Below are 20,833 nucleotides of genomic sequence, written 5' to 3' on the forward strand. Positions count from 1 at the left end.
CCCGTCGCAACGGCGGCTAACGGGCCCGGGCACTCAGCCAAGAGGTGAGCCCCGAGCGGTAGATGGGCTCCTTGTACGTCTCATCACCCGGGAGCGGGACGACCAGGCGCTGGTGCGGTGGGAGGAACGTCAGCTTCACGAAGGCGCGGTTGGTGTAGACGGCGGTGAGGAACGCGGGAGCGCAATCGCGCGGCACGTCGTGGAACTCGACACCGTCGACGACGATCCTGACGTCTCCCTCGGAGTAGACCTCCACCGCGACATGCGGCGAACCGGGGATCTCCACATACGCCTCGTGCGGCAGGCCGCCGTCCGGGTCGGTGACCGTGAACGCACCCGCCGCGGTGCGGCGAGCGGAGCGGTCCGCGCCGATGTCATGGGTGACCCGCGCCTCGCGGCCGTACTCCGCCGCGGTTTCGCGTATCGCGACGACCGCGGCCTCGGTGCTGGGCAGCTGAGGATGGCTCATGAGCACCATCCTCGCCTATGGCACCAAGCCGTCCATGGTGCGTGCCTGGACCTCGCGTTCGGCGGCGGCGGCGATGAACGCCGCCGTGTTGCGGGCGCCGACCAACGCCCGCACCGAACGCACCGTGGCCGCGGGCAGGGTGACGGTGATGTGCTGCGGCTGAGCCGGTGGCTCCTGCGCCGCCGGTTCCTGCCGCGCTTCCGGTCGCTGATGTTCCGGGCCGAGGTGGCGTTGCACCAGCTGGGTCGCCAACGTCCGCATCGCACGGGCGAGTTCCGCGTCCACGGTCTGCTGGGCGAGCGGACGCAGCCGTCGCACCAGCGCGGCGGCTTCGGTGGCCTCCGCGTCGGTCGGCGGATGGTCGAGGTACGGCTGGAACACGTACTCGGTGGTGAACGCCATGAACCGCTCGGCCATGTGCTCGACCTGCCCGCGCAACTCCCTGAGGTGACCGGAGATCGCGGGCAACGGCACTCCGACCGCGTGGAGTTCGGCGGCGACCGCCAGCTCCTGCGGGCTGGGCACCATGAACTCGTCGGCCGCGCCGGGCACCGGTTCGAGTACGCCGAGCTCCACCGCCTCGGCGATGGCCTCCTCGTCCGCGATGCCGCCGAACGCCTCGCTGAGCTGGGCCCGCCCGATGCGCGCCGGGCGCTCATCGGACCACGGCCGGTCCACCTCGCTGACCAGCCCGAGGACTCCGCCGAGCCCCGTACCGGCGTCCCAGGCCTCCAGCAGCTCCTTGATGCTGGCGAGGGTGTATCCACGCTCCAGCAGCTCGGCGATCTGCCGGAGCCGGGCCAGGTGTAGGTCTCCGTACAGGTTGGCCCGGCCGCGCCGCTCGGGCTTGGGCAGCAGCCCTCGGTCCAGATAGGCGCGGATGGTGCGGACCGTGGTGCCGCTCTCGTGGGCCAGGTCCTCGATGCGGTACGCCGGATCGGCGGCCGTTCCGGTCGGTGGCCCCGGGGTGCCCCGCGACTCTCGCGTCACTTTCTCGTGCTCCTTACGGGGGCTTCGGCTACGACGCCGCCGTCCGGCCGATCGCGCCCGCCGCCGCCCTGGCCGCCGGAGAGCTGGCCAGGTACTCGACGGCCGCGCGCAGCGACCCTTCCTGAGAGGGATGGTACGACCGTCGCAGGTAGCGCGGGATGGCCGCGCCCAGCTCCCGCCAGCTGGGCAGCAGACCCTTGTGGACCGCCTTGTTGTGCTCGCGCAGCGTGTAGCGCAGTCGCCCCCGCAACTGGGGGTCGTGGCGTATGAGGTACGCGGCCCCGAACGCCCACAGCCACAGCAGCATCGGGGCGGTGAACGCCATGCCCTCGACGCGCCGGGCGTACCGCGGTAGTCCGCTGCCACCGGTGTGCTGGTACATGTCGAACGCGACCGCGCGGTGCTCGACCTCCTCCGCGCCGTGCCAGCGCAACAGGTCCAGCATCACCTCGTCCGGCCGCGCCCGCTCCAGTTCCTCGGCGCGCAGCACCCAGTCGCCGAGCACGGCGGTGAACTGCTCTATCGCGGCGATCAGCGAGAGCCGGAAGCGCAGCCACTCGCGGGCCGAGACCGGCAGTCCGCCCGGCGGACGCTCGCCGAGCATGACGTCGAACATCCAGTCCACGTGCTTGGTGTAGGGGCGGGTGTCCAGGCCCTGCTCTGCCAAGTGGTCCAGCACATAGGAGTGTTGGACGCTGTGGGTGGCCTCCTGGCCCATGAAGCCCTTGACGTCCTTGAGCAGTTCCGGATCGGTGACCAGGGGCAGTGCCTCCTTGAACACCTTGACGAACCAGCGCTCTCCGGCTGGCAGCAGCAGGTGCAGCACATTGATGACATGGGTCGCGGTGGGCTCGTCCGGTATCCAGTGCAAGGGGGTGCGCTGCCAGTCGAAGGAGACCCGACGTGGCCTTATGGGGTGCGTGGCGGTGGACGCTGTGGTCGGGGTGGGGCTCGGGACCGGGTCGGTGGTGTCCATGACGGTGCCTCCTTCTGGCTGTGGCCGGTGCGGTTGCTTACAGGGGTGGGTCGATCCGGGCCATCGCCCGCAGGGCCTTGGGCGACAGACGGGCGAGCAGATGGGCGGCGCGTGCCTCGGGCGTCACCGGCACGACCGCGGCATTGCGCAGTACGCCGTCCAGTACGGCGTCGGCGACCTTCTCCGGCGGGTAGTTGCGCATCCGGTACAGCCGGGAGGACTTGGCGCGCAGGCGCTCCTGCTCGCTCTGCGAGGCACCGGTGAAGTGCGCCGTGGCGGTGATGTTGGTGTTGACCAGGCCGGGGCATATGGCGGTCACCCCGATGCCGTGAGCGGACAACTCGGCGCGCAGGCACTCGCTGAGCATGAGGACGGCGGCCTTCGAGGTGCTGTACGCGGGCAGGGCGCGAGAGGGCTGGTAGGCCGCGGCGGAGGCGGTGTTGACGATGTGGCCGCCCTGGTCGCGGTCGACCATCTGCTGGGCGAAGGCGCGGCAGCCGTGGATGACCCCCCACAGGTTGACGTCCAGCACCCTGCGCCAGTCGTCGGCGGAGGTGGTCAGGAACGAGCCGGACATGCCGATCCCGGCGTTGTTCACCAGGACGTCCACCACGCCGTGTTCGGTGGCGACCCGGGCGGCGAGCTTGTCCATCGCCTGTTCGTCGGAGACGTCCACAGGTTCCGCCCACGCGGCCGCGGCGCCCAACAGCCGTGACAGCTCGACCGTCCTGCTCGCGGCCTCCGCGTCCCGGTCGACGGCGATGACCCGTGCGCCCGCCTCGGCGAAGGCGAAGGATGTGGCGCGGCCTATGCCGCTGCCCGCGCCGGTCACCAGCACCAACTGCCCGGCGAACCGCTCCGCGTAGGCCGCCCGCAGTCGGGCCGAGCTGGTGGACGGTCTGCCGCCGCGCGACTTGCGCGCCGGGCCGATCGCGGCCGTGCCCACCGGTGGGCCGGTGTCAACGCCCTCTTGGGCGAGTACGAACTCGCTGATCCAGCCCGCCAGTTGGTCGGGCCGGGTGCGCGGCACCCAGTGCTTGGTGGGCAGGGTTCTGCGCCGCAGCTCGGGCGCCCAGCGTTCCAGGTCGTCGTAGAGCCGTGGGGACAGGAACGGATCGCCGAGCGGGGTGATCAGCTGGACCGGCACATGGGCGTAGGCGTCGTCACGCGGGTTGCGCAGCCGGGGGCGGACGTTGTCCCGGTACAGCCAGGCACCGTGCGCGGCGTCGTGCGGTAGCGACCCCGTGGGGTACGTGCCGGGTTCGAGTCGCTCGGCGCGGGCCAGGAGCTTCGGCCACCGCCGGCCGAGCGGCCCTCTCCAGGCCCACTCGGGTAGCACGGGCGTGTGGAGCGCGTAGACGTACCACGACCTTGCACCCTGGCCGAGGAGTTGGGCGGTGCGACGTGGGGTGGGGCGCGCCAGACGCTGTTTGATCCAGTGGCCGAAGTGGTCCAGGGAGGGCCCGCAGATGGAGGTGAACGAGGCGATCCGGCCCTCGGCGCGGCGTACCGTGGCGAACTCCCAGCCCTGTACCGATCCCCAGTCATGGCCGACAAGGTGGACCGGGCGGTCCGGGCTGACCGCGTCCGCCACCGCCAGGAAGTCGTCGGTCAGCTTCTCCAGCCGGAACCCGCCGCGCAGCGGCGTCGGCACCGAGGAGCGGCCGTGCCCCCGCACGTCGTACAGCACCACATGGAAGCGGTCGGCCAGCCGCTCGGCGACCGGAGTCCACACTTCCTTGCTGTCCGGATAGCCGTGCACCAGGATGATGGTCGGGTGCGCGGTGTCCCCGTACTCGACGGCGCACAGATCGACTTCGCCCGAGCGCACCATGCGCTCGCGTACCTCGGACATCATGCTCCCCCCTTCGCTTCCGTGAGTGACGCCGCTTCCTTCCACCGCTTCACATGCGGCAGTTCGTCGTCGAGCCAGAAAGCGCTCTGCTCGGGATCGGCCGAGTCGGTGACGACGAGGATCTCCTCGAACTTCGCGCCGGTGCCGCGGAACCCCAGGTGCGGCTCAACCGCCCACAGTCCCGGGTGTGGTGGATGGTCCGACATCCGATAGGGGCTCCACAGCGGTGACCAGCCCTCGCGGTGGCCGTGCAGCGCGTCGTTGGCCAGGCCGCGCAGGCTCTGGGTGCCGAATCCGGCGATGTGCGGTGACCAGCGGCGCTCTTTGACCCGGTCGACCTTGTGCGCGATCACCCCGAACGGGTAGGCGCGGTGCCGGTTCTGGTAACCCTGCCTGCCCATCAGCCGGTCGACGTCCTCATATATCTGTCGCAGTGACCGGCGCTGCCGCACCTCGCTCAGGATGAACTCGCGGTGCTCGCGCAGATCGGCCATCAGCCGGTCTTGCAGGGGGTTGGGGCCGAGGCTGCCGGAGTAGCCGATGTCGGCGGTGAATCCGCCGTGGATCGGGGCCAGGTCGAGGATGAACGGCATCCCCGGCTCCAACTGGCGGCTGGTGGGGAAGAACTGCGTCGGCAGCCTGAACCCGGCGAACGCCGTGCGGTCCCCGAACCAGGCGAACGGCAGATGGAACCAGTCCCGCACGCCGCGGGCGCCGGCTTCAGCGCGCAGCGCACGCGTCGCCTCCCGCTCGGTCGTGCCCGGTCTGAGCTGGGCAGCCACCGTCTCCGCGCACTCGTACGCGAGCCGCTGCACCGCCTGGAAGCCGCGCAGCTCCGCGGAAAGTCCCGCTGCCATGGCCGCCCTCCCGTCCCCCTCAGCCGCCCCGCGTCTCCTGACATCCGCGCGGGCGCGTGCGAATATGACATCAATGAATGTGACAACGCTCGATGGCGGAGTCAAGAGCCATGCACCGGCCTGTGGACAACGGCGCCGATGTGGACAACCCCGCCACCCGCCGGAGGGAAAGCCCGCGGGACGGCCGACCCCGAGATCCGGTAATCCCCAGGTCGCGGGTCCCCTGCGGGAGGTCCGCCTGAAGGACTACCCAAAGCCGACCCGCGGGAGTGACGACGGATGTCGGTCACTACCCCTACCGTCGACTCGTGACTGTGATCGAGACCGAAAGCCTGACCAAGCGGTACCCGCGGGTGACCGCTCTGGACCGGCTGTCCGTGGGCATCGAGCCGGGTGTGACCGGGTTGGTGGGCGCCAACGGGGCCGGTAAGTCCACCCTGATCAAAATTCTGCTCGGGTTGTCCCCGGCGACCGAGGGCACCGCCGCGGTGCTCGGTCTCGACGTGGCCACCGAGGGACCGCGGATCCGGTCGCTGGTCGGCTACATGCCGGAGCACGACTGTCTGCCGCCCGACGTGTCGGCCACCGAGTTCGTGGTGCACATGGCCCGGATGTCCGGGCTCCCGCCCACGTCCGCGCGTGAGCGCACCGCCGACACGCTGCGCCACGTCGGGCTGTACGAGGAGCGGTACCGACCGATCGGCGGCTACTCGACGGGCATGAAGCAGCGGGTGAAGCTGGCGCAGGCGCTGGTGCACGACCCGAAGCTGGTGCTGCTGGACGAGCCGACCAACGGCCTCGACCCGGTCGGGCGGGACGAGATGCTCGCCCTGATCCGCCGGGTGCACAGCGACTTCGGCATCTCGGTCCTGGTCACCTCCCATCTACTGGGCGAGTTGGAGCGCACCAGTGACCAGATCGTCGTCATCGACGGCGGGAAGCTGCTGCGTGCCTCTTCTACAAGGGACTTCACGCAGGCCACCGCCTCACTGGCGGTGGAGGTGACGGACACCGACGACCATCCGGACGGGACCCGCGCCGCGCTTGAGGCGTTCACCGCCGCGGGGCTGACGGCGCACGCCGACGGCCACCTGCTGCTGGTCGACATAGCCGACGAGTCGACGTACGACACCGTCCGGGACGCGGTCGCCGCGCTCGGACTGGGCCTGATCCGCATGGAGCAGCGCCGCCACCGCATCGCCGAGATCTTCAAGAGCAAGCAGGACCAGGAAGGAGGCAGCCGCGATGCCGCCTGAGCGCACAGCAGCAGTGGCGGTGAACGCCCCCGCCGACAACTCCCGTATCCACGACATCGGTTACCGGCACTACGACGGCGTCCGACTGGACCGCTCGTACATCCGCCGCTCGCTGTTCACCCAGAGCCTGCGCGGTGCGTACGGGCTCGGCAGGTCGGCCAAGTCCAAGGTCCTGCCGATGATCCTGCTGGCCGTGATGTGCCTGCCCGCGGGCATCATCGACGCGGTCGCCATCTACACCCACATGACCAAGCTGCCGCTGGAGTACACGCGGTACGCGCTCTACCTCCAGGCGGTCATCGGGCTGTACCTCGCCGCCCAGGCCCCCCAGTCCGTCTCCCGTGACCTGCGGTTCAAGACGGTTCCGCTCTACTTCTCCCGGCCCATGGAACGCATCGACTACGTCATAGCCAAGTTCGGGGCCATGGCCGCGGCCCTGTTCATTCTCATCGGGACGCCGCTGGTGATCCTCTACGTCGGCGCGCTGCTGGCGAAGCTCGACTTCGCCACGCAGACCGCGGGCTTCGGCAAGGGGCTGCTGGCCGCCGCGCTGATGTCGCTGCTGTTCGGCGGCATAGGGCTGGTGCTGGCCGCGCTCACCCCGCGCCGCGGCTTCGGGGTGGCCGCGGTGATCGCGGTGTTCACCATCTCGTACGGCGCGGTGACCAGCGTGCAGGCCGTGGCCTTCCACCAGGGGGACCAGACGGCGATCGGCTGGCTCGGACTGTTCTCGCCGGTCACGTTGATCGACGGGCTGCAGACCTGGTGGCTGGGCGCGCACTCGGACTTCGTCGGAGGCTACGGGCCGTCCAACGCCGTTGCGGGACTGTTCTATCTGCTCGTCGTGCTCGGCCTGATCGCCGGCTCGTTCGCACTGCTGATGCGCCGCTATCGAAAGGTCGGGCTGGGATGACCACCGTAACGATCGACAAGGTCTCGCGCTGGTTCGGCAACGTCGTCGCCGTCAACGACGTCAGCATGACGATCGGCCCCGGCGTGACCGGGCTGCTGGGTCCCAACGGGGCAGGCAAGTCCACCCTCATCAACATGATGGGCGGGTTCCTGGCGCCCTCCACGGGCAGCGTGACGCTCGACGGCCAGACCATCTGGCGCAACGAGCAGGCGTACCGGCACATCGGCATCGTGCCCGAGCGCGAGTCGATGTACGACTTCCTCACCGGCGCCGAATTCGTGCTGGCCAACGCGGAGTTGCACGGTCTGTCCAACCCGGGGGCGGCGGCGCGCAAGGCGCTGGCCACGGTGGAGATGGAGTACGCGCAGGGCCGCCGCATCGACACCTACAGCAAGGGCATGCGGCAGCGGGTCAAGATGGCCTCGGCGCTGGTCCACGAGCCGTCGGTGCTGTTGCTGGACGAGCCGTTCAACGGGATGGACCCGCGCCAGCGGCTCCAACTGATGGATCTCCTGCGGCAGATGGGCGCCGATGGCCGGACCGTGCTGTTCTCCTCGCACATCCTGGAGGAGGTCGAGCAACTCGCCCACCACATCGAGGTGATCGTCGCCGGCAGGCACGCGGCGTCCGGTGACTTCCGCAAGATCCGCCGGTTGATGACCGACCGCCCGCACCGCTACCTGGTGCGGTCCAGCGACGACCGCGCGCTGGCAGCGGCGCTGATCGCGGACGGCAGCACGACGGGTCTGGAACTCGGTGTCGAGGGAGGGCGCGGTGCGCTGCGCGTCCAGGCCGTCGACTTCGCGCGGTTCACGGAACTGCTGCCGCGCGTCGCACGCGAGCACGGCATCCGGCTCTACGAGGTTTCGCCCTCGGACGAGTCGCTGGAAAGCGTCTTCTCCTACCTGGTCGCGGCATAGGGAGCGAACGACATGTCCACGGTGTACCACCCGACCGTCGCCAGGCTGACCTACCGGGCACTGCTCGGCAGGCGCCGCGCGGCGATCCTCTTCGCGCTGCCGGTGCTGCTGATCATCATCTCCGTCGCGGTGCGGACGCTGACCGGCGCCGACGACTCCACGGCCCGCGATGTGCTGTCCGGGTTCGCGCTGGCCACGATGGTCCCGCTGATCGGCGTGATCGCCGGTACCGGCGCCATCGCCCCGGAGATCGATGACGGATCGATCGCCTACCTGCTCGCCAAGCCGGTGAAGCGGCCGACGATCATCCTCACCAAACTCCTGGTCGCCATGATGGTGTCGGTGGGCTTCGCCGCGATACCGACGTTCGTGGCGGGCCTGGTGCTCGACGGCAACAGCCAGCACCTGGCCGTGGCCTTCGGAGTCGCGGCGGCGGTGGCCTCGCTCGCCTACAGCGCGATATTCCTGCTTCTGGGCGTCGTCACGCGGCACGCGGTGGTGGCGGGACTGGTGTACGCGCTGGTCTGGGAGTCGCTGATAGGCAACCTGGTGCCGGGTGCGCGGACGTTGAGCGTTCAGCAGTGGGCGCTGGCACTGGCGGCCAAGGTCGCCGACGGCGGTGCGGTCTCCTCGGACGTGGGGCTGCCGCTGGCGGTGGTCCTGCTGGTGGGCGTGACGCTGGTGGCGACCTGGTTCGCGGGCCGCAGGCTGCGGGCGCTGACGCTGGCCGGCGAGGAGTAGGAATACCCTGGCCGGCGTGGAGACCTCGCCGATCACCTCACGGATCGAGATTGACGGACGCCCGGCCACCGCTGAGCAGTTGGCGTTCCTGGCCGGATTCCCGTACGGCCACTTCACGGCCATGCAGGTGCGCGGCCGGAGGACCCGTGGCCTGGAGGCGCATCTGCGGAGGCTGGACGCGGCCTCACGGGAGCTGTTCGGGTTCGGGCTGGACGGCGGCCGGGTGCGGGAGCTGGTGCGGCACGCGCTCGGGGCGGACGTCGCGGACGCCTCGGTGCGGGTGTACGTCTTCCAGCCCGAGGCGGGCCAGGCGCCGTCCGTCCTGGTCACGGTGAAGCCGCCCGCGGAGGATCCGGATCACCCGCAGCGGTTGCGGGCGGTGCGGTATTTGCGGCCGGTGCCGCATATCAAGCACCTCGGTGGGTTCGGGCAGAAGCACCATGAGCGGCAGGCCCAGCGCGAGGGGTTCGACCATGCGCTGCTCGTCGGTCCCGACGCGGTGGTGGCGGAGGGCGCGATCGCCAACATCGGGTTCTTCGCCGGGCCCACGGTGGTCTGGCCGGAGGCGCCCATGCTGCACGGCATCACCATGCGGCTGATCGAGGGCGCGCTGGCCGAGCGGGGGACGCCTTCGCGGCGGGCGGTGGTGCGGCTGGCTGAAGTCGCCTCGTACGACGGGGCGTTCGTCTGCAACGCGAGAGGGATCGCGGCGGTCGGGCGGATCGACGGGGTGGAGCTCGCGGTGGACGCGGAACGGATGCGGGGGTTGATGGAGTTGTACGACTCCATCGGGTGGGACGAGATTTAGCCTCGGGCCGGATCTCGGCCGGATCTCGGCGGGGCCCGGTGGGTCCGGCGCCGCCGTGCCATGGTGGTCGCTCGCCGTCGCGGCGGGCAATCCGTTGCCGTGGCGACGGCGGGCACCGTGGCAGGCTGGAAGGGTGAGTGGTGCGGAGCTGCGGGTCTGTGTGGCGGATGACCTGCGGTTTTTCCTGGCGGCACGGAATCGGGGGGCGTCGGGGGTACGGGTGGCGGTCGATGGGACATCGTCGCTCGGGCATGTCGTCCAGTCGATCGGGGTGCCGCTGACCGAGGTCGGCGGACTGGAGGCCGACGGGCAGACAGTGCCGGACACATACCGGCCGCGTGGCGGTGAGCTGGTGCGGGTGCGTGAGGTGCGCCGCCCGCAGCGGGTCGCGGACGCGCGGTTCGTGCTGGACGTTCATCTGGGCGCGCTGGCACGGCGTTTGCGGTTGGTGGGCCTGGACACCGCGTACCGCAACGACATGGACGACGACGCGCTGATCACGCAGGCCAACGGGCAAGGCAGGGTGTTGCTCACGCAGGATCGCGGGTTGCTGTTCCGTAGGAGCCTGTGGTGCGGGGCGTTCGTACGGGGGTCGCGGCCAGATGCCCAACTCGCCGACGTACTCCACCGGTTCGCGCCGACGCTGGCGCCGTGGACGCGGTGCATGGCGTGCAACGGTGGGCTGGAGCCGGTCAGCAAGGACGAGGTGGTGCATCTGCTTCAGCCGGGGACGCGGCGTACTTATGACGCGTTCGTGCGGTGCCGGGAGTGCGGACAGGTCTACTGGCACGGTGCCCACCACGGCCGCCTGGACGCGATTGTGACCTCGGCCACAAGGACTGCCGGCACTTGGATGTGTTAGTCGTCGGAAACTGGGCAGGCGTTCGTCTCAGTATTGATCACGAACGGAGTGAGCGGCATGCACGGCGGCGGTGGGTTCAGTGGCGGCGGTCATCACGGTGGGGGGTTCAGCGGGCACCACGGGCACCACGGAGGGCTCGGTCAGCACCATCACCACCACACGGGAGATGCTTCGGCTGGCTTCGTCGGGGCCGCCTTCGGCCGTCGTCGCCCCTCGTCAAGCCCTTACACGGCCAACGGCCGCTTTGGCATGATCCTGGGCGCGCTGCTGCTCATGGCCGTGCTGACCTGTGTGCTGGGTGCGCGCTAGCAGCCCCAGAAAGGTTTCCGCGTCACGCACCGCGGCCCCGCCCGGGTCGTTGTTGAAATACGCGTACACGTCCGACTCGTTCGGCCAGGTCTCCGTGATCCGCCGCACCCAGGTGGCCAGCGACTGGCGGCCGTAGCGCGGCCATGGCTGCGCGATGCCCACGTGGAAGCGGACGTATCCCCAGTCGGCGGTGCGCCACAGTGGTCCGGTGGGCCTGGCGCGCCAGTCCGCCCAGCACAGGGCGGCGCCGTGCCGTTCCAGCAGTGCGCGGACCTCGTCCGTCCACCACGAGTCGTGGCGCGGTTCGACGGCCACCCGCGTGCCGGTCGGGAACGCGGTCAGGCATGCGTCCAGTGACTCCACCGTCTCCGCGTCCGCGCGCAGCGTCGGGGGCAACTGGAGCAGTACCGGGCCGAGGCGCGGCCCCAGCTCAGCCGCGCGGGACATCAGCCGCTCCACCGGTTCCCGCGGCTCCCGCAGCCGCTTGATGTGCGTCAGATAGCGGCTGGCCTTCACGGCCATGACGAAACCGTCAGGCGTACGGTCGCGCCACTCGGCGAAGGTCGCGGCCGTCGGCAGGCGGTAGAAGGCACCGTTGTTCTCCACGGTGACAAAGCGCTTCGCGTACTCCTCCAGCCACAGGCGCTGCGGGCACCCTGCCGGGTAGAGGACACCGCGCCAGTCCCGGTACATCCAGCCGGACGTGCCTACCAGTACGGACACATCCGTATGTCTACCCGGCTGCGGTGCCGGAAATCACCCCGTTCGCGAGGCCGCCGCCGGGGAGGAGCCGCGCTCGATCCGGCGGCTGCCCGTGGTGACCGGGGCGTTGACCGCACCATCGCCACCTCACGGCTCCCCACTGCCACGCCTTCACCACAGCACTCGCACACTTTTGTGTGCGATCCGTTTATGCCTGGTCAGGCTGGCCTCGGGCCGGGAACGTGGAAGGCATGACGCTGGAATCCCCACCCATCGTGACGACGTCGAGTCCGTGCCGACTCCAACTCCACGCGAAGCAGGACCGGTTCGGCGCCGCACGGCGGATCGTCAGCGCCAATCCGCGGCTGTGGGGGCGGGCGGGGCTGGTCGACGCGGCCGTGGTCCGTGTGACGGAAACACTGGCTCATGTGAACCCGGCTGACTGCGAACTCGTTCTGGAGAACATGCGCGAGGGGGTACGGGCGGCCGTCCGCGATCAGTCGACCGCGCTGCCGGTGGTCGTGGAGGAGGCGGACTGTTGCGCGGAAAGCGGTCGGGGGACGTTCATCGTCGCCAACACCGCGGACTTATGGGCGACTTCGCCGATCGAGGGCGGCGGCAAGCAGGTGTGGGCGCTGTTGCGGGCGGGCGCGTGATGACGACGCCCACGCCCGCGTTCGTCAACTCGCTCGCGTCATGGGCGTGGTTGGAGCGCACCAGCGCGGGACCGGTCGCGTTCCTGCTGCTCGCGCATCCTGACGCGCGGCAGGTTGAACGGGAGCTGGTCGGGCTGGCCAGGGCGCTGGGGCTGGCGCCGCCGCGTACCCGGTTGCCGGACACGGGGGCGCGGGTGACATTGGTGGGGCGGCTGCGGGCGGTGGTCCAACTGGACGGTTGCGCGCACCGGGTGCAGGTGGAGGTGGGGGAGCGGTGGTCGGCGTTCGTGGGGGACGGGGGACCGGTGCTGCTGCTGGTGGGGCTGGACCCGCTCGCGCGGTGTTCGCCGCGCGAGCGGGTTGAGGAGTATCTGGGCGTCGGCACGCTGGGGGGCCGGCTGCGGTTGGGCGCGGCCCGGGGGTTTCGCCCCCGAACGCCCTAGACCGTGCGGCGCTTTGCGGCCGCCAGGCCGACCAGCAGGGCCGTGAGGCAGACGCCCAGCATGACCACCAGGGGTGCGGTCCAGTTGCCCGTCGCCTGGTACAGGGCGCCCGCCGCGAAGGGTCCCACCGCGGCGACCAGGTAGCCGACCGTCTGGGACATGCCCGAGAGTCGGGCGGCGGTGTGGGCGTCGCCCGAGCGCAGCACGATCAGGGTGAGCGCCAGGCCGATGCCACCGCCCTGGCCGACGCCGATCAGTGCGGCCCACAGCCAGGCGTACGCCGCGGGCGCGACCAGCAGGCCCGCGTACCCGGTGCCGACCAGACCGGTGACCAGGACGACCAGCAGGCGCTGGCTGCTCATCCGGCCCGCGAGCAGCGGTACCCCGAAGGCGCCGGCGAGTTGCACCAGGGTGTTGAAGGCGAAGACGACACCGGCCGTGGAACGGCTCATTCCGTGGTCGGTGAGGATCGTCGGCAGCCAGGCGATGAGCACATACGTCCACAGCGACTGCAACGCCATGAACCCGGTGACCTGCCAGGCGAGCGCGCTGCGCCACACGCTCTTGCCGGAACCGCCGCCCGCAACGACCTTGGTCTCATGGCCGGTTCGGCCCCAGGCGATGACCACCTGCGGCAGCCAGGCGAGGGCGGCGATGCCCGCCAGCAGCGACCAGGTGGCCAGGGACGCCTGCCAACTGCCGCCGAACGCCTTCTCCAGCGGTACGGAGGTCGCGGCGGCCAGCGTCGCTCCGGCGATCATCGCGCCGGTGTAGACGGAGGTCATCGAAGCGGCGCGGTCGGGGAAGTCGCGCTTGATCAGGCCCGGCATAAGGACGTTGAGCAGGGCTATCGCTGTACCGGCGAGCAGGCCGCCACCGTAGAGCGCCACGACGGAGGGCAGCACGCGCACCAGGATGCCGACGCCGAGCAGCACCAGGGCGCAGAACAGCACCAGCTCGGTGCCGAAGCGCTTGGCGAGGACGGGGGCGATGATGCCGCCGAGGCCGAGGAAGAGTACCGGGACCGAGGTGACCAGGCTGCCCGCCGTCGAGGAGAGCCCGAAGTGCGCGCTGATCTCGCTGACCAGCGGGGAGATGCTGGCGAGCGCGGCGCGCATGTTGAGCGAGGCGAGTACGACGCCGACCAGGAGCACGACCGGGTGCGCGAGGAGCGCGCGGCGGGCGGCGACACCGGAAGGGGTGGGGCGCAGGTCGCTTTCGGCGTCGACGAGCAGTTGGTCGGGGTCGGGGCGGGTCAAGCGTTGCTCCTTTCGGCTCCGCGCGGGAGGTTCCTGTTACCGCTGGGCCTCGGTGTCGTGCGTGATGAGCGCCTCAACGGCGCGCATGGGGGACATGAGCAGGTTCCGGGCCGCGGTTTCTGCGGTCTGCGGGTCACCGGACTCGATGGCGTCGACCAGCGCGGTGTGGGTTTCCAGGTCGATGGGCGGCATGCCGTCCTGGCCGAGCGAGGCGACCAGCGCCTCGCGTACGGACGAGCTGAAGTAGCCGTAGACCTCGGACAGGGCGGTGTTGTGCGCGGCGGCGACGACCGTCAGGTGGAAGTCGACGTCGTCGTCGGCCTGGATGGCGCCCTCGGGCTGCGGGCCGTGCTGGTGCAGTGCCCGCAGCCCGGCACGCATCCGGCGCAGGTCGTCGGCGGTGCGGCGGGTGGCGGCGAGGCGGGCGGCCTCGGCCTCCAGGGCGATGCGCAGTTCCAGTACGTCCCGGACGTTCGCCTGCTTCATGCCGCGCAGGACCGCCGCGGGGTCGGCGGTGGACCGTACGAAGGTGCCCTGGCCCTGGCGGGACTCCAGCAGTCCGGCGTGCACCAGGACGCGCACCGCCTCGCGCACGGTGTTGCGGCCGACGCTCAGGCGTTCGGCCAGTTCGTGCTCGGTGGGGATGCGGTCGCCGACCCGCCAGGCGCGTTCGGCGAGCTGGGTCCTGAGCTGTTCGACGACGGTGTCCACGAGGGAGCGGCGGTCGGCGGCGCGCAGCTCTGGGGTCACGGCGTCCTCCGGGAGTTGAGGGGTTACCCGGTCATCCTACAAGTTGGTGGGTTCGGCTCGGTGCGGGCGCACAGAGAATGCCGTCATCATGTGGAGGGTGACCGCAACCGACCACGAGCCCCGTAAGGGCCGCCGCGTCACACCACGCGAGGTGGTCCGGATCGGCCTGCGCGCCGTCGGGGAGTGGGTGGGCCATTCGCCGGGCACGCACATCTGGCTGCTGGTGCTGGCGGTCACCAGCGGGGTGATCGCGGTGGTGTCGCCCGGGGTGCGGAACTTCCTGCTGCACCACAACAGCACCAACCTGGTGCAACTGCGTGATCACCCCCTTCGGGTGCTGTTCGTCAGCGCGCTGTGGATCGAGTCGCCCTCCGGGTTCCTGATCTACGGGGTGTTCTTCGAGCTGATCCACGCCCCGGCGGAGCGCTGGCTGGGCACCTGGCGGTGGCTGCTGACGGTGGGGATCGCCCATGTCGGGGCGACGCTGGTGAGCCAGCAGGCGGTGCGGCTGGGGATCCAGTACGAGCGGCTGCCGAAGTCGATGGCGCACACGGTGGACATCGGGGTGAGCTACGGGATCGCGGGCGTGATCGGGATCCTGGCGTACCTGGTGCCCAGACCGTGGCGGTGGGGGTACGTGGTGCTGGTGACCGGTTTCTTCGGCTGGTCGGTGGTCAACGGGCGTACGTTCACCGATCTCGGGCACTTCACGGCGCTGCTGCTGGGGTTCGCGTGCTACGCGTTGACGCCCACGGCACGGTCGCGTGGGCGTCGGCCGCCCGGGGGGCCGACGTCGGGCGGTGGGTCACGGACCTGGCCGGGGGCCGGGCCCAGGGGCGGCCGGTTGGCCGTGTGGTCTCAGGTTTGAGGCGTCGGCCGGTACAGAGACAGGCGGAACGAGGCGGTCACCTGGCGGTCGCCTTCCAGGGCGCGCGGGGCGTGGTGCGCCGAGGGCCCCATCGCCACGGCGTCGGTCGCCTCGGCGGCACTGAGGGTGAGGGGGTAGTCCAGGTGCTCGGTGCGGGCCGGCTCGAAGCGGCCGGACAGGGTGCGGTCCAGGCGCTCCTCCTTGGCGGCGTCGACCTCCAGCAGGCCCGCCTCCGCGCGCAGTTCCGCAAGGTGGGCGCCGGTCGGGGTGACGACCAGAAGGGCGCCTTCGGGACGCAGTACGCGGGCGAACTCGGCCGCGTTGCGCGGGGCGAACACATTGAGCACCAGGTCGACTTCGGCCGAGCGTACGGGCAGTGGCCGCCATACGTCCCATACCGCCGCGGCGGCCCTGGGATGGGCGCGGGCGGCGCGGCGGAGGGCGTACTTGGAGATGTCCAGGCCCAGGCCGACGGCGGTGGGGAGGGCGTCGAGGACGGCGGCGAGGTAGTAGCCGGTGCCGGTTCCGGCGTCCAGGACCGTGCTCGGGCCGAGGTCCGAGGCGATGCGCGCGATGGCCCCGGCGAGGGGGGCGTAGTGGCCCGCGGCCAGGAAGTCGGCTCGGGCGCGGACCATTTCGGCGGTGTCGGCGGTTCCGGTGTGGGCTCCGCCCGAGAGCAGGTTGACGTAGCCCTGGCGGGCGATGTCGAAGGCATGGGCCTTGGGACATTTCAGCGCGCCCGCGCCCGCGGTGAGCGATTGCCCGCAGAGCGGGCAGGTCAGGAGGTTCAAAGCCGTGCCGAGCATGGACTCACGCTAACGCGAAGGGGTGCGGGGGCTTCTCGCCCGCACCCCTTCGCGGGGCTTCGCCCGCCTGCCGCGGTGTGGGGGTTCGAAGACCCTGCCGCCGAACCCCCACCACCTCAGACCGAGTCCGCCGTCTCCGAGACCGGTTCCGCGAACTGGGCGGCGTACAGCCGGGCGTACGCGCCCTCCGCGGCCAACAGTTCGTCGTGCGTGCCCTGTTCCACGATGTGGCCCGACTCCATCACCAGGATCACGTCCGCGTCCCGGATCGTGGAGAGGCGGTGGGCGATGACGAAACTCGTGCGGCCGGACCGCAGTTGGGCCATCGCGTGCTGGATCAGCACCTCGGTGCGGGTGTCGACCGAACTCGTGGCCTCGTCCAGCACCAGGATGGCCGGTTCGGCGAGGAACGCCCGCGCTATGGTGATCAACTGCTTCTCGCCCGTGGACACGTTCGCGCCCTCGTCGTCGAGGACCGTGTCGTAACCGTCGGGCAGCGTGCGGACGAAGCGGTCGACGTGGGTCGCCTTGGCCGCCTCGATGATCTGCTCGCGGGTGGCGCCCTCACATCCGTACGCGATGTTGTCGGCGATCGTGCCGCCGAACAGCCAGGTGTCCTGGAGGACCATGCCGATGTGCCCGCGCAGTTCCTCGCGGGACATCCCGGCGATGTCCACCCCGTCCAGGGTGATCCGGCCGCCGGTCACCTCGTAGAACCGCATCAGCAGGTTGACCAGCGTGGTCTTGCCCGCGCCGGTCGGGCCGACGATGGCCACCGTCTGGCCGGGGCTCACCGACAGCGACAGGTCCTCGATGAGCGGCTTCTCCGGGTCGTACTGGAAGTGCACACCCTCGAACTCCACCTTGCCTGTGACCTGCTCCGGGCGCAGCGGCTCGGCCGGGTCGGCCTCCTGCTCCTCGGCGTCGAGGAGGTCGAATACCCGCTCGGCGGAGGCCACACCGGACTGCACCATGTTGGCCATGCTGGCCACCTGGGTCAGCGGCTGGCTGAACTGCCGCGAGTACTGGACGAACGCCTGCACGTCACCGATGGACAGGGTGCCGGAGGCGACCCGCAGACCGCCGATGACGGCGATCAGCACGTACTGCAGGTTGCCGATGAACATCATCGCGGGCTGGATGGTGCCGGAGATGAACTGGGCCCTGAAACCCGCCTGGAACAGCGCCTCGTTGTGCTCGGCGAAGATCTCGGCGGACTCCTTCTGGCGACCGAAGACCTTCACCAGGGAGTGGCCGGTGTACATCTCCTCGATGTGCCCGTTCAGCTTGCCCGTTGACTTCCACTGGGCCACGAACTGCGGCTGGGCGCGCTTGCCTATCCGGGCGGCGACGATCACCGACAGCGGCACGGTGAGCAGCGCGACCAGGGCGAGCAGCCAGGAGATCCAGAACATCATGGTCAGCACGCCGAGGATGGTCAGCAGCGAGGCCACGATCTGGCTGAGCGTCTGCTGAAGCGTCTGCGCGATGTTGTCGATGTCGTTGGTGGCGCGGGAGAGCACCTCACCGCGCTGCTGCTTGTCGAAGTAGCTGAGCGGCAGTCGGCCGAGCTTCTCCTCCACCTCCTGGCGCAGCCGGTAGACGGACCGCTGCACCACTCGGGTGGCGATGCGGGCCTGGCCGAAGCCGCACAGCGCGGCGGCCACGTAGATCAGCAGCACCCACAGCAGGACGACGCCGACCGCGCCGAAGTCGATGCCGTGGCCGGGGCGCACGTTGTGCATCGGGGCCACGATGTCGGCGATCTTGCCCTGGCCGTGGGCGCGCAGGGCGGCCACGGCCTGCGCCTGGGTGGTTCCGGGCGGCAGTTGGCGGCCGATGACGCCGGCGAAGATCAGGTCAGTGGCCTTGCCGAGGATCTTGGGTCCGAGCACGGACAGCCCGACGCTGCAGACACCGAGCACCAGGGCGAACACGATGATGCCTCTCTCGGGGCGCAGCATGCCGAGGAGCCGCTTGCTCGATCCCTTGAAGTCCATGGACTTCTCGGCCGGTTGGGCGCCCATCCAACGCGCCGGTCCGGCCGCGGGGGCCGGACCACTACGGGGTGCGGGGGTGCTCACCGTGCCTCCTTGTTCGCTTCTCCGCCCGCGCGGCGCAGAGGTGCGGTTTTCGTGGTCGTGTGCGGCAGGGCGGCCGCGTGTGCGACGCTCACGCCGCCTCCTGCTCGGTGAGCTGGGAGAGCACGATCTCCCGGTACGTCTCGTTGCCGTCCATCAGTTCCGTGTGGGTTCCGGTGCCGACGACGCGGCCCTCGTCCAGGACCACGATGCGGTCGGCGTCGCGGATGGTGCTGACCCGCTGCGCGACGATGACCACGGTGGCGTCCCGGGTCTCGCGGGCGAGCGCGGCGCGCAGCCGGGCGTCGGTCGCGTAGTCCAGGGCGGAGAAGGAGTCGTCGAAGAGGTAGATCTCGGGCCGCCGGACCAACGCCCGTGCGATCGCGAGGCGTTGCCGCTGGCCGCCGGAGACGTTGCTGCCGCCCTGTGCGATGGGCGCGTCCAGGCCCTCGGGCATGCGCTCCACGAAGTCGCGGGCCTGCGCGATCTCCAGTGCCTGCCACAACTCCTCGTCGCTCGCGTCGGGCTTGCCGTAACGCAGGTTGGAGGCGACCGTTCCGGTGAACAGGTACGGCTTCTGCGGTACGAGGCTGATCAGTTCGGCCATGGTGGCCGGGTCCAGCTCCCGTACGTCCTCGCCGTCCACCAGTACCGAACCGGAGGTGGCGTCGAACAGCCTGGGCACCAGGCCGAGCAGGGTGGACTTGCCGCTTCCGGTGGAGCCGATGATGGCGGTGGTCTCGCCGGGCAGGGCGATCAGGTCGATGTCCTTGAGCACCGGTTCCTCGGCGCCGGGGTAGCGGAACCCCACACCCCGCAGTTCGAGTTGGCCGTGCCGGGTGACCGAGGAGACGGGCGTCACCGGGGGCACCACGCTGGTCTCGGTGCCGAGCACTTCCTGGATCCGCTCGGCGCACACCTCGGCGCGCGGGACCATCATGAACATGAAGGTGGCCATCATGACGCTCATCAGGATCTGCATCAGATAGTTGATGAACGCGGTCAGCGCGCCCAACTGCATGCCGCCGCTGTCGATGCGGTGCCCGCCGAACCACAGCACGGCCACGCTGGCGAGGTTCACCACCAGCATGACCAGCGGGAACATCATCGACATCAGCCGGCCGGAGCGGACCGAGACGGCCATCAGTTCGCTGTTGGCCTCCTCGAACCGCTGGCGCTCGTGGGTGTCGCGGACGAAGGCGCGGATCACCCGGATGCCGGTGATCTGCTCACGCAGGACGCGGTTGACGGTGTCGATGCGCTCCTGCACGCCGCGGAACACCGGACGCAGCTTGCGGACCAGCAGCGAGACGATCACGCCCAGAACCGGCACGATGACCAGGAGCAGACCGGACAGCGGTACGTCCTGGTTGAGCGCCATCAGGATGCCGCCGACGCACATGATCGGCGCCGAGACCATCAGGGTGAACGTCATCAGGGTCAGCATCTGGACCTGCTGGACGTCGTTGGTCGTCCGGGTGATCAGCGAGGGCGCGCCGAAGTTCCCCAGCTCGCGGGCCGAGAAGGACTGCACCCGGTCGAACACCGCGCCCCGCACGTCCCGGCCGAGGGCCATGGAGGTGCGTGCGCCGAAGTAGACCGCTCCGATCGCGCAAACGATCTGGAGCAGGGTTACGGCGATCATGAAACCGCCGGTGCGGAGAATGTAACCGGTATCACCTTTGACGACGCCCTTGTCGATGATGTTGGCGTTGAGCGTCGGCAGGTACAGCGTCGCCAGCGTTTGCACCAGCTGGAGAAGCACGATCAGCGCTATGGGTTTGGTGTAGGGCTTGAGGTAAGCCCGCATAAGTCGGACCAGCACATCGCGCAGAGTACGCGAAGCGGGCGTCCGGATGCGCACGTATTTGCGGTGCCCGGACGATGTTGTGTACGGGTTTCGGGAATACTGCGATGAGGGGCGTGCGGGCCCGGACCAGCCAAGGGAAACAAGAGGAAGAAGAGGTGGGACGCCGATGCTGCGCAACGGTTTGGAACCCTGGCACCTTGTCGTTGTCGTACTCGTGGTGTTCCTGCTGTTCGGAGCGAAGCGGCTGCCCGACACGGCCCGGGCGCTCGGCAAGTCACTGCGGATCCTCAAGAGCGAGACCAAGGCGCTGAAGGACGACTTCAAGGAGGGCGCCAGCGGCGAGTCCGCCGCGCCCAAGACGCAGGACGAGCCCGTGCGCCGCACCATCCAGTCGGCGCCCGGTGACACGGCGAGCGCCCGGCCGGTCGAGGATCCCCGACAGGCGCGTAACGATTAGGCCCGGGCGTCAACCTCCGTGCGCGCCGATGCGTCCTGTCTTTAC

Annotated in this window: 21 protein-coding genes; 10 read left to right on the forward strand and 11 right to left on the reverse strand. The window is 70.1% G+C overall.

Translation table 11 applies throughout. The features are described 5' to 3' along the window. Nucleotides 1-16: 16 nt before the first annotated feature. From P3G67_RS19450 to P3G67_RS19470, 5 genes are read right to left on the reverse strand one after another with little or no spacing between them, the layout of a single operon-like run. Complete coding sequence (locus P3G67_RS19450; RefSeq protein WP_276094571.1) at nucleotides 17-469, reverse strand: hypothetical protein; 453 nt, start codon at nucleotides 467-469, stop codon at nucleotides 17-19. Between the two features lie 15 nt (nucleotides 470-484). Beyond that, nucleotides 485-1,459, reverse strand: coding sequence for a MerR family transcriptional regulator (locus tag P3G67_RS19455; RefSeq protein ID WP_276094572.1), 975 nt, complete (start codon nucleotides 1,457-1,459; stop codon nucleotides 485-487). A gap of 28 nt (nucleotides 1,460-1,487) precedes the next feature. Continuing rightward, nucleotides 1,488-2,435: a metal-dependent hydrolase gene (locus tag P3G67_RS19460; RefSeq protein WP_276094573.1), complete on the reverse strand. Its 948-nt coding sequence runs from the start codon at nucleotides 2,433-2,435 to the stop codon at nucleotides 1,488-1,490. Between the two features lie 37 nt (nucleotides 2,436-2,472). Further along, a complete protein-coding gene (locus P3G67_RS19465) occupies nucleotides 2,473-4,293 on the reverse strand; it encodes an SDR family oxidoreductase (protein ID WP_276094574.1) in 1,821 nt (606 codons plus the stop codon). Beyond that, nucleotides 4,290-5,147: a M24 family metallopeptidase gene (locus tag P3G67_RS19470; RefSeq protein WP_276094575.1), complete on the reverse strand. Its 858-nt coding sequence runs from the start codon at nucleotides 5,145-5,147 to the stop codon at nucleotides 4,290-4,292. The genes P3G67_RS19465 and P3G67_RS19470 overlap by 4 nt, the downstream gene beginning before the upstream one ends. Before the next feature lie 308 nt (nucleotides 5,148-5,455). On the opposite strand from P3G67_RS19470, the gene P3G67_RS19475 reads away from it, so the two are divergent. The 6 genes from P3G67_RS19475 (at nucleotide 5,456) to P3G67_RS19500 (ending at nucleotide 10,647) form a co-directional block, all read left to right on the forward strand. Beyond that, nucleotides 5,456-6,403 carry an ABC transporter ATP-binding protein gene (locus P3G67_RS19475; protein ID WP_269855459.1) on the forward strand — a complete coding sequence of 316 codons (948 nt, stop codon included), beginning with the start codon at nucleotides 5,456-5,458 and terminating at the stop codon, nucleotides 6,401-6,403. Further along, complete coding sequence (locus tag P3G67_RS19480) at nucleotides 6,393-7,316, forward strand: ABC transporter permease subunit (protein WP_276094576.1); 924 nt, start codon at nucleotides 6,393-6,395, stop codon at nucleotides 7,314-7,316. Before P3G67_RS19475 ends, P3G67_RS19480 begins: the two co-directional genes overlap by 11 nt. Further along, on the forward strand, nucleotides 7,313-8,236 hold the full coding sequence (locus P3G67_RS19485; protein ID WP_276094577.1) for an ABC transporter ATP-binding protein: 924 nt from the start codon (nucleotides 7,313-7,315) through the stop codon (nucleotides 8,234-8,236). The genes P3G67_RS19480 and P3G67_RS19485 overlap by 4 nt, the downstream gene beginning before the upstream one ends. A gap of 21 nt (nucleotides 8,237-8,257) precedes the next feature. Beyond that, nucleotides 8,258-8,977 (forward strand): ABC transporter permease, encoded by a 720-nt coding sequence (locus tag P3G67_RS19490; protein ID WP_276094701.1) that lies wholly within the window; start codon nucleotides 8,258-8,260, stop codon nucleotides 8,975-8,977. Nucleotides 8,978-8,993: 16 nt separating this feature from the next. Continuing rightward, nucleotides 8,994-9,785 (forward strand): aminotransferase class IV family protein, encoded by a 792-nt coding sequence (locus tag P3G67_RS19495; RefSeq protein ID WP_276094578.1) that lies wholly within the window; start codon nucleotides 8,994-8,996, stop codon nucleotides 9,783-9,785. A 133-nt stretch (nucleotides 9,786-9,918) separates the two neighbouring features. Further along, the gene (locus P3G67_RS19500; protein WP_276094579.1) at nucleotides 9,919-10,647 is read left to right on the forward strand and encodes a Mut7-C RNAse domain-containing protein; all 729 of its coding nucleotides are present in this window, start codon (nucleotides 9,919-9,921) and stop codon (nucleotides 10,645-10,647) included. Nucleotides 10,648-10,863: 216 nt separating this feature from the next. Here P3G67_RS19500 and P3G67_RS19505 read toward each other — a convergent pair whose 3' ends face one another. Further along, the gene (locus P3G67_RS19505; protein WP_276094580.1) at nucleotides 10,864-11,679 is read right to left on the reverse strand and encodes a DUF72 domain-containing protein; all 816 of its coding nucleotides are present in this window, start codon (nucleotides 11,677-11,679) and stop codon (nucleotides 10,864-10,866) included. Nucleotides 11,680-11,909: 230 nt separating this feature from the next. Between P3G67_RS19505 and P3G67_RS19510 the strand changes: the two genes are divergently transcribed. Both P3G67_RS19510 and P3G67_RS19515 read left to right on the forward strand, forming a co-directional pair. Next, nucleotides 11,910-12,314: an ATP-binding protein gene (locus tag P3G67_RS19510; RefSeq protein WP_276094581.1), complete on the forward strand. Its 405-nt coding sequence runs from the start codon at nucleotides 11,910-11,912 to the stop codon at nucleotides 12,312-12,314. Beyond that, nucleotides 12,314-12,757: a hypothetical protein gene (locus P3G67_RS19515; RefSeq protein WP_276094582.1), complete on the forward strand. Its 444-nt coding sequence runs from the start codon at nucleotides 12,314-12,316 to the stop codon at nucleotides 12,755-12,757. The genes P3G67_RS19510 and P3G67_RS19515 overlap by 1 nt, the downstream gene beginning before the upstream one ends. Here the strand turns inward: P3G67_RS19515 and P3G67_RS19520 are convergent. Then, nucleotides 12,754-14,016 (reverse strand): CynX/NimT family MFS transporter, encoded by a 1,263-nt coding sequence (locus P3G67_RS19520; RefSeq protein ID WP_276094583.1) that lies wholly within the window; start codon nucleotides 14,014-14,016, stop codon nucleotides 12,754-12,756. The two genes, P3G67_RS19515 and P3G67_RS19520, sit on opposite strands and share 4 nt — an antisense overlap. Before the next feature lie 36 nt (nucleotides 14,017-14,052). Then, a complete protein-coding gene (locus P3G67_RS19525) occupies nucleotides 14,053-14,766 on the reverse strand; it encodes a FadR/GntR family transcriptional regulator (protein ID WP_276094584.1) in 714 nt (237 codons plus the stop codon). A 97-nt stretch (nucleotides 14,767-14,863) separates the two neighbouring features. Between P3G67_RS19525 and P3G67_RS19530 the strand changes: the two genes are divergently transcribed. After that, nucleotides 14,864-15,634, forward strand: coding sequence for a rhomboid-like protein (locus P3G67_RS19530; protein ID WP_276094585.1), 771 nt, complete (start codon nucleotides 14,864-14,866; stop codon nucleotides 15,632-15,634). On the opposite strand, the gene P3G67_RS19535 is transcribed toward P3G67_RS19530, so the two are convergent. From P3G67_RS19535 to P3G67_RS19545, 3 genes are all read right to left on the reverse strand, one after another. After that, the gene (locus P3G67_RS19535; RefSeq protein WP_276094586.1) at nucleotides 15,625-16,440 is read right to left on the reverse strand and encodes a putative RNA methyltransferase; all 816 of its coding nucleotides are present in this window, start codon (nucleotides 16,438-16,440) and stop codon (nucleotides 15,625-15,627) included. The two genes, P3G67_RS19530 and P3G67_RS19535, sit on opposite strands and share 10 nt — an antisense overlap. A gap of 116 nt (nucleotides 16,441-16,556) precedes the next feature. Beyond that, nucleotides 16,557-18,467: an ABC transporter ATP-binding protein gene (locus P3G67_RS19540; RefSeq protein WP_276094702.1), complete on the reverse strand. Its 1,911-nt coding sequence runs from the start codon at nucleotides 18,465-18,467 to the stop codon at nucleotides 16,557-16,559. Between the two features lie 145 nt (nucleotides 18,468-18,612). Next, the gene (locus tag P3G67_RS19545; RefSeq protein ID WP_276094587.1) at nucleotides 18,613-20,346 is read right to left on the reverse strand and encodes an ABC transporter ATP-binding protein; all 1,734 of its coding nucleotides are present in this window, start codon (nucleotides 20,344-20,346) and stop codon (nucleotides 18,613-18,615) included. A gap of 151 nt (nucleotides 20,347-20,497) precedes the next feature. On the opposite strand from P3G67_RS19545, the gene tatA reads away from it, so the two are divergent. Then, nucleotides 20,498-20,788, forward strand: a complete 291-nt coding sequence (gene tatA / locus P3G67_RS19550) for a Sec-independent protein translocase subunit TatA (protein ID WP_276094588.1) — start codon at nucleotides 20,498-20,500, stop codon at nucleotides 20,786-20,788. Nucleotides 20,789-20,833: the final 45 nt, after the last annotated feature.

This window comes from Streptomyces silvisoli (genome assembly GCF_029269905.1).
Classification (GTDB): Bacteria; Actinomycetota; Actinomycetes; order Streptomycetales; family Streptomycetaceae; genus Streptantibioticus_A; species Streptantibioticus_A silvisoli_A.

Coding starts and splice junctions, on each gene's coding strand:
- P3G67_RS19515 (WP_276094582.1), top strand. CDS start 12,314: ATGACGACGCCCACGCCCGCGTTCGTCAACTCGCTCGCGTCATGGGCG.
- P3G67_RS19540 (WP_276094702.1), bottom strand. CDS start 18,467: ATGGGCGCCCAACCGGCCGAGAAGTCCATGGACTTCAAGGGATCGAGC.
- P3G67_RS19510 (WP_276094581.1), top strand. CDS start 11,910: ATGACGCTGGAATCCCCACCCATCGTGACGACGTCGAGTCCGTGCCGA.
- P3G67_RS19485 (WP_276094577.1), top strand. CDS start 7,313: ATGACCACCGTAACGATCGACAAGGTCTCGCGCTGGTTCGGCAACGTC.
- P3G67_RS19535 (WP_276094586.1), bottom strand. CDS start 16,440: ATGCTCGGCACGGCTTTGAACCTCCTGACCTGCCCGCTCTGCGGGCAA.
- P3G67_RS19450 (WP_276094571.1), bottom strand. CDS start 469: ATGAGCCATCCTCAGCTGCCCAGCACCGAGGCCGCGGTCGTCGCGATA.
- P3G67_RS19470 (WP_276094575.1), bottom strand. CDS start 5,147: ATGGCAGCGGGACTTTCCGCGGAGCTGCGCGGCTTCCAGGCGGTGCAG.
- tatA (WP_276094588.1), top strand. CDS start 20,498: ATGCTGCGCAACGGTTTGGAACCCTGGCACCTTGTCGTTGTCGTACTC.
- P3G67_RS19460 (WP_276094573.1), bottom strand. CDS start 2,435: ATGGACACCACCGACCCGGTCCCGAGCCCCACCCCGACCACAGCGTCC.
- P3G67_RS19480 (WP_276094576.1), top strand. CDS start 6,393: ATGCCGCCTGAGCGCACAGCAGCAGTGGCGGTGAACGCCCCCGCCGAC.
- P3G67_RS19465 (WP_276094574.1), bottom strand. CDS start 4,293: ATGATGTCCGAGGTACGCGAGCGCATGGTGCGCTCGGGCGAAGTCGAT.